The 6,803-nt window shown below is 62.1% G+C and carries 8 protein-coding genes; 5 read left to right on the top strand and 3 right to left on the bottom strand.

What is annotated here, in order from left to right; translation table 11 throughout:
* Positions 1–111: 111 nt before the first annotated feature.
* Positions 112–1,440, bottom strand: a complete 1,329-nt coding sequence (locus ACTJLA_RS11630) for an ATP-binding protein (protein WP_440841285.1) — start codon at positions 1,438–1,440, stop codon at positions 112–114.
* Entirely contained in the window at positions 1,437–2,147 is a 711-nt protein-coding gene (locus ACTJLA_RS11625) for a response regulator (RefSeq protein ID WP_372241970.1), read from the bottom strand. Before ACTJLA_RS11625 ends, ACTJLA_RS11630 begins: the two co-directional genes overlap by 4 nt.
* A 165-nt stretch (positions 2,148–2,312) precedes the next feature.
* Here ACTJLA_RS11625 and ACTJLA_RS11620 point away from each other — a divergent pair, with 165 nt between their 5' ends.
* From ACTJLA_RS11620 to ACTJLA_RS11610, 3 genes are all read left to right on the top strand, one after another.
* On the top strand, positions 2,313–2,624 hold the full coding sequence (locus ACTJLA_RS11620; protein ID WP_034127413.1) for a hypothetical protein: 312 nt from the start codon (positions 2,313–2,315) through the stop codon (positions 2,622–2,624).
* Positions 2,624–3,292 (top strand): DUF3313 domain-containing protein, encoded by a 669-nt coding sequence (locus ACTJLA_RS11615; protein WP_054898480.1) that lies wholly within the window; start codon positions 2,624–2,626, stop codon positions 3,290–3,292. Before ACTJLA_RS11620 ends, ACTJLA_RS11615 begins: the two co-directional genes overlap by 1 nt.
* A 110-nt stretch (positions 3,293–3,402) precedes the next feature.
* Complete coding sequence (locus ACTJLA_RS11610; protein WP_072446687.1) at positions 3,403–4,272, top strand: isocitrate lyase/PEP mutase family protein; 870 nt, start codon at positions 3,403–3,405, stop codon at positions 4,270–4,272.
* A gap of 4 nt (positions 4,273–4,276) precedes the next feature.
* Here ACTJLA_RS11610 and ACTJLA_RS11605 read toward each other — a convergent pair whose 3' ends face one another.
* Positions 4,277–4,753, bottom strand: a complete 477-nt coding sequence (locus ACTJLA_RS11605) for a winged helix-turn-helix transcriptional regulator (RefSeq protein WP_034127411.1) — start codon at positions 4,751–4,753, stop codon at positions 4,277–4,279.
* A 107-nt stretch (positions 4,754–4,860) separates the two neighbouring features.
* On the opposite strand from ACTJLA_RS11605, the gene fabF reads away from it, so the two are divergent.
* Both fabF and ACTJLA_RS11595 read left to right on the top strand, forming a co-directional pair.
* Positions 4,861–6,129: a beta-ketoacyl-ACP synthase II gene (gene fabF, locus ACTJLA_RS11600; RefSeq protein WP_072446689.1), complete on the top strand. Its 1,269-nt coding sequence runs from the start codon at positions 4,861–4,863 to the stop codon at positions 6,127–6,129.
* A 71-nt stretch (positions 6,130–6,200) separates the two neighbouring features.
* Entirely contained in the window at positions 6,201–6,581 is a 381-nt protein-coding gene (locus tag ACTJLA_RS11595) for a RidA family protein (protein WP_014718423.1), read from the top strand.
* The last annotated feature ends 222 nt before the right edge of the window (positions 6,582–6,803 follow it).

Raw genomic sequence — 6,803 nt, 5'->3', positions numbered from 1 at the left:
CCCTCGCCACAGGTTTTTGGTGTCCGGGCTATTTTCGTGGTGCTGAAGGCGAGATGTAAAATACTGATAACGCATAACCTAATTCATTAATAATGCGCATATCGCATCACGCTAGCGCGGCAATTCAACCCGAGCCGCCAACCCCGAACCACGTCGATTGCTCAGGCTCAGCTCACCGCCCTGCTCGCGCACAATGGCCCGCGCTGCCGAGAGCCCAAGCCCTACCCCACCGGTATTGCGGTTGCGTGAGGTCTCGAGACGAAAAAAAGGGTCGAACACACGCTCCAGGTCCGCCTCGGGAATCCCCGGGCCCTCATCGTTGACCTCGATACATACCCTCTGATCGTCAACACTCAGAGCAATGCCGGGGTGACGGGCATACTTGGCGGCATTTTCCAGCAGGTTGACCACCACCCGTTTAAGCGCCAGTGGCCGGCCGTGATAGACCAGATGGGGCGGCCCCCGGAAGTCGACCACCAGCTGCTGGTCGCGATAGTCGTCGATGATGGTTTGCAGCAGTTCAGACAGATCGAATGCCGTGCTGTGCTCCAGCACCGTATCGTCGCGGAAAAACGCCAGCGCGGCGTTGATCATCGACTGCATTTCCTCGACATCGCGAATCAGCTTGTGCTGATGGTCCAGATCCTCCATGAACTCGCAGCGCAGGCGTATCCGCGTCAAAGGCGCGCGCAAGTCATGGGAAATGGCTGCCAGCATCTGGGTGCGTTCGCCGATGAAGTGCTGGATCTGCGCCTGCATGGTGTTGAAGGCGATAGTGGCCTGGCGTATTTCGTCGGGGCCTTCGATGTCGATGGGCGGTGCGCGCAGATCTCCGCCGAAGCGTCTGGCGGCACTGGCGAAACGCTGCAACGGCTTGGCCAATTGCCGGGTGGCCACCCAGGCGACCAGCAAGGTGGCGATCAACCCCAGGATGATGATCACCGCAATCCGCGTGGGTGCGCTCAGGCCCCAACTGCGTTCGGGTGGGATGAAGGACAACCAGCTGCCATCAAGTAACTGCACCAGCGCGACATAATGCGCGTCGGGGCTGCCACGGGGCCAATCGTCCGGGCTGTACACCTGAATGGTGCGCCCCGTGCCAAACAACGCCTGTATCCCAGGGACTTCGCCCGCCTGTAGCACGTTGCCGCCGCTGGGCAGGCCGAAATCCACGGGGTTGGTATGCCACGTCACCTGCAACCGCGCATCGCTGGCCGCTGCAGCCAGATGCGAGCGCAACGGCGCAGGCGCCGCCTCGATCACTTTCAACGTCGCGGCCATTTGTTCCAGCAACCCCGTGCGGTCGATGGGCGGACGCGCCCACACCCCGGCCACCTGCACGAACAAGGCATTGAGGGCCAGTGAGGCGAGCATCGCGGCGAGAATGGTCAGGGCGATCCGCCGATTCAGGGTGTCGCGGCGCAGCAGGCGGCGAATCATGCGCGGGTCACCGGGGCAGTGAACAGATAGCCGCCATTGCGCACGGTGCGGATCAGGTCCGGGCGCTTGCAATCGGGCTCGATCTTGCGCCGCAGCCGGCTGACCTGCACGTCGATGCTGCGGTCGAAGGCGTCGTGGCCCTGGCCGTGGGTCAGGTCGATCAACTGGTCGCGGGTGAGGATGCGCTGGGGGTGTTCGAGAAACACCACCAACAAATCGAACTCGCCACCGGACAGCGGGATCATGACGCCCTCCGGCGAACGCAGCTCGCGACAGGTGATATCCAGATGCCAACCGGCGAAGGCAATCACCGGGCGTGAGCGCTCGTCGGCCGCGATGACCGGCTGTCCCGCACGCCGTTGCACAGCGCGCAGGCGCGCCAGCAATTCGCGTGGGGCGAAGGGTTTGGTCAGGTAGTCGTCGGCGCCCAGTTCCAGGCCAACAATGCGGTCGCTCAGCTCGCCCATGGCCGTGAGCATGATGATAGGGATGCCGACCTGCGCCTGCACTTTCTGGCAGAGGCTGAGGCCGCCTTCGCCGGGCAACATGAGGTCGAGGATGATCGTGTCCGGCCGCTGTTGTGCGATGGCCGCCCACATGGCCTCGCCGTCGGCGGCCACGTCGACTTCATAGGCGTGCTGGACGAAGAATTTCTTCAGCAATGCCAGCACTTCCACGTCGTCATCGACGATCAGCAGTCTGCTCACGTTCACAGATTCCCAGGCCAAAAAAAGAACGCCATCTAAAACCATTCCGGCGCCGGGGTCATTTATTTCAATCGAGCAACATTCCTTCGCCACGGACACAACCCGGACATCTTTGGGCAAAACCTGTGGGGCATTCTGCACATCTCCCACTCACGAAAGACGCCTATGAAAGTTTCGAGCAGCAGGTACACCGAGCAAGCAGCAGGCGATGCGCGGCCACTGGTACTGAGCCAGCGCACCTCTTCCCCGGCTCAGGACAGCCCGATGCTGTTCCAGGAATCCTGCCTGGGGCTGAACGCGGACCTGGACCGTATCGTGCTGCGTCGCTACTTCGAACACTACAGCCCCGACGCCGGGCGCTGGGTCGAGTACGCCCACTCCATTCCCATCGCCGAGCTTGTCCACTGGATCATGACCCATGGCCAGTTGCATATCGAATCGTCACACGACACTCCAAACGAACAGGCAACCCATTGATGGCCCGTAAATGCTCACTCCTGCTACTGATGGCGGCCACCCTGAGCCTGATGGCTTGCAGCAGCAACAAGGTCGAACCCGAGCGATATACAGGCTTTCTTCATGACTACAGCCTGCTTAAAGAACAACAGAGCCCGTCGGGCCAGACCGTACTGAGTTGGATCAGCCCAGCCTTGAAGCGCGGCCGCTACAAGCAGGTCTACCTGGCGCCTAGCCAGTTTTTCCCGGCTGTTGAACCCACCGCTCAGATCCCCCAAAGCACGCTCTCCCACGTCACCGGCTACTACGACCTGGTACTGCGCTCGGAACTTGGCAAATACGTTTACCTGGCCTCAAAACCTGGCCCTGACACCCTCACAGTACGCCCTGCCATCACCCGCATCGCCACCAGCCCACAGGGACTGCGGTTGTATGAGTGGCTGCCGATCACCCTGGTCGCAGCGGGCGTGAGCGCCGCCACAGGCATACGCGATCGAGACAGTGAAATCGCCACGGAGCTGTCATTGGAAGATGGTTCGACCGGCGATGTCGTGGCGGCCATGGTGCGTAAAGGCACCGGCGCCCCCCTGGCCAATGACAAGCAAGTCATGACCGCCGACAACGTCAAGGACGTGCTCGACGGCTGGGCCCGCGACCTGGGTACGTCGTACAGTGCAGTCGCTCGATAACCCTCGCCGCGCTCAAACGTCATAATCACAGGGGCATCTGCGTGGTAATCTCCCGGCACCACGAATAGACATTGATCGTCACTTGACGATGACCAAAGCCAGGAAAGACCATGCCCAAGATTTCTCACTCAGCGCTACGCCGTAACTTCCGTGACCTGCTGGCAACGCCCCTGTGCGTTGAAACCGCCTCCGTATTCGACCCCATGTCTGCCCGCATCGCGGCCGACCTGGGGTTTGAAGTGGGAATCCTGGGCGGCTCGGTCGCCTCCCTGCAGGTGCTGGCGGCCCCCGATTTTGCGTTGATTACCCTGAGTGAGTTCGTCGAGCAAGCCACCCGCATCGGCCGTGTGGCCCAGTTGCCCTTCATCGCCGATGCCGACCACGGCTACGGCAACGCCCTGAACGTGATGCGCACCGTCGAAGAACTGGAACGTGCCGGCGTCGCAGCGCTGACCATCGAAGACACGCTCTTGCCCGCGCAATTCGGGCGTAAATCCACGGACCTGATTTCCGTCGAAGAAGGCATCGGTAAGGTCAAGGCCGCGCTGGAGGCGCGTGTCGACCCGGCGCTGTCGATCATTGCGCGCACCAATGCCGGCGTGCTGCCCACCCGCGACGTGATTGCACGGACCAAGGCCTACGAAAAGGCCGGTGCTGACGGCATCTGCATGGTCGGCGTCAAGGACTTCGACCACCTGGAGCAGATCGCGGAGAACCTCAGCGTTCCGCTGATGCTGGTGACCTACGGCAACCCACAACTGCACGACAGCGAGCGCCTGGCCAGCCTGGGCGTACGCATCGTGGTGGCCGGGCATGGCGCCTACTTCGCCGCGATCAAGGCCACTTACGACAGCCTGCGTGCCCAGCGCCAGCTGACCCACAGCACCTCGAACCTCAGTGCGACGGAATTGACCCACACCTACACCTTGCCTGAGAGCTATGTGGCGTGGGCCGAAGAGTTCATGGATGTAAAAGAGTAATCAATCACTCACGGCTCAGCCGTTGGCGCATCCCTGCGCTGGCGGCCGGGCCGGGCTGTACCACGCACTGATCCATCGCCACCCACGCACCTTCCTCCGTCGCCATCATCGGCTGCACCGGCCGGCCCGTCTCGCGTTCCACCACCTCGACACTGATGCCCTCCTCGGCGTAATGCCGATTGCCCCACGCCACCAACGCCATCAGCACCATACGAAAGTCTTCGCCTCTGGCCGTCGGCACGTATTCGTACCGTGGCGGCCGCTCGCTGTAGGCGCGGCGCTCCAGCATCCCCGCGTCTACCAAGCCATTAAGGCGGCGCGTCAGCATGTTGGGCGCGATGCCCAGGCTGCGCGAGAACTCGTCAAAACGGCGCAAGCCGTGCAAGGCGTCGCGCATGATCAGCATGCTCCACCACTCCCCTACCCGTTCAAGGCTACGGGCGATGGGGCATTCGGCACTGATGAGGGATTTGCGCTGCATAAGTATTCCTGTGTGCGAGTACAAACTTGTATGACGCCATGTTACTTTCATGATGATAGTGACGTCCATACGCTGTGTACCCTTCAAGCAACAGGAGTCGATTGAGCATGAGTAAACGTATCGTCGTGACGGGCATGGGCGCGCTGACGCCGCTGGGGTCGAGCGTGGAATCCACTTGGCAGCGCTTGCTGGACGGGCAGTCGGGCATCCGCCGGTTGCCGCAAGAGTTGATCGGTGATCTGGCGGTCAGCATCGGCGGCCAGGTGCAGAGTGTGTTGCAAGACCCCGAAGCCGGTTTTGATCCTGATCGACTGTTGGCAGCCAAGGAACAGCGCAAGATGGACCGCTTTATCCTGTTTGCCCTGGCGGCGGCGGATGAAGCCCTGAAGCAGGCCAATTGGGCCCCCAGAACACCCGAGGAGCAGGAACGCACGGCAACCATCATCGCCTCCGGCGTCGGCGGTTTCCCGGCCATTGCCGATGCGGTGCGCACCACCGACAGCAAGGGCCCGCGTCGTTTGTCGCCCTTCACCATTCCATCGTTTCTGAGCAACATGGCCGCCGGGCATGTGTCGATCAACTATGGCTTGAAAGGCCCGCTGGGTGCGCCAGTAACCGCGTGTGCCGCCGGGGTTCAGGCTATCGGCGACGCAGCGCGAATGATTCGCGCCGGGGAAGTGGACGTCGCGGTATGCGGCGGTGCCGAAGCGGCGATTCATCGCGTCAGCCTTGCCGGCTTCGCCGCAGCGCGAGCGCTGTCCAGCGATTTCAATGCCACCCCGCAGCGCGCTTCGCGACCCTTCGATCAGGCGCGCGACGGCTTTGTGATGGGCGAAGGCGCCGGCATTCTGGTAATTGAAGAACTCGAACATGCCCTGGCGCGGGGCGCGCAGCCGATTGCCGAACTCGTGGGCTATGGCACCAGTGCAGACGCCTATCACATGACCGCAGGGCCTGAAGACGGTGACGGTGCGCGCCGGGCAATGACTCAAGCGTTGCGCCAGGCGGGCATCGAGGCGTCGCAGGTGCAGTACCTGAATGCCCACGCGACCTCCACACCTGTGGGCGACAAAGGCGAGCTGGCGGCAATCAGGACGCTATTCGGTACTGGCGGTAGCCCGGCGATCAGCTCGACAAAATCCGCCACCGGCCACTTGCTCGGTGCTGCGGGGGGCATCGAAGCCGTCTTCACCGTGCTTGCCCTGCGTGACCAGATCGCGCCAATGACACTCAACCTGGAAAACCCGGACGCCCTCGCCGACGGCCTGGACATGGTGCGCGATGAGGCGCGTCCCATGCCGATTGAATATGCGCTGTCCAATGGCTTCGGCTTTGGCGGCGTGAACGCCAGCGTGCTGTTCCGACGCTGGATATAAGCCAGGGTTTGCCCCTGGGCTGAATTTCACCGACCATGGCGCCTTTCTGTTCCTGCCAACACGAGGTGCCCATGGCCAACCACGACCTGTCCTATACCCCTGACCCGGACGCCGATTCCATCTCCTCCGACGTGATCGGCTTCAACGGCATCCTGGTCTCCACCCAGATTCCCACCCATGCCGATGGCAGCCTGGAGCTGGGCGATATCACCCTGCAAAGCGAGTGCACCCTGCAAGCGCTGAAAGTCGCGCTGGAAAAAGCCGGCAGTTCCATGGACCGGGTCATGCACCTGACCATCTACCTCACCGACATGGCCGACCGTGCTGCGTTCAACGAGGTCTACAAGCGCTTTTTCGCCAAGCCCTGGCCAGTGCGGGCGGCAGTGGGCGTTGCCGCCTTGGCGGTGGAAGGTATGCGGGTGGAAGTGACGGCGATGGCTGCCAAGGCTTGAATCTGTGACGCCGTTAACGCCGATCTGATCGGAATGTCGAACGCGGTCAAAAAGGTGGGCTTGCCTGCGATAGCGGTGGTGAATGTTCCATCGCCATCGCAGCATAGGTATCTACACAACTGTGCAGTTCGCCGCAGCCCCGTAACCACGATGCGAAGCGAGCCGCTCTTGATCTTGATCTGCTTTTGATCTTAGGCGCCCCGTTAAACCACGCTGGCGGAT

It is taken from the genome of Pseudomonas sp. 22072 (assembly GCF_052046095.1).
In the GTDB taxonomy this organism is placed as follows: domain Bacteria; phylum Pseudomonadota; class Gammaproteobacteria; order Pseudomonadales; family Pseudomonadaceae; genus Aquipseudomonas; species Aquipseudomonas paracarnis.
Note: the sequence above shows the minus strand (reverse complement) of the source record. Positions and strands in the feature narration are given on the sequence as shown.

Bases quoted from the DNA above. Each gene is read 5' to 3' on its own strand.
- ACTJLA_RS11630 (WP_440841285.1), bottom strand. From the start codon at position 1,440: ATGATTCGCCGCCTGCTGCGCCGCGACACCCTGAATCGGCGGATCGCC.
- ACTJLA_RS11620 (WP_034127413.1), top strand. From the start codon at position 2,313: ATGAAAGTTTCGAGCAGCAGGTACACCGAGCAAGCAGCAGGCGATGCG.
- ACTJLA_RS11615 (WP_054898480.1), top strand. From the start codon at position 2,624: ATGGCCCGTAAATGCTCACTCCTGCTACTGATGGCGGCCACCCTGAGC.
- ACTJLA_RS11610 (WP_072446687.1), top strand. From the start codon at position 3,403: ATGCCCAAGATTTCTCACTCAGCGCTACGCCGTAACTTCCGTGACCTG.
- ACTJLA_RS11605 (WP_034127411.1), bottom strand. From the start codon at position 4,753: ATGCAGCGCAAATCCCTCATCAGTGCCGAATGCCCCATCGCCCGTAGC.
- fabF (WP_072446689.1), top strand. From the start codon at position 4,861: ATGAGTAAACGTATCGTCGTGACGGGCATGGGCGCGCTGACGCCGCTG.
- ACTJLA_RS11595 (WP_014718423.1), top strand. From the start codon at position 6,201: ATGGCCAACCACGACCTGTCCTATACCCCTGACCCGGACGCCGATTCC.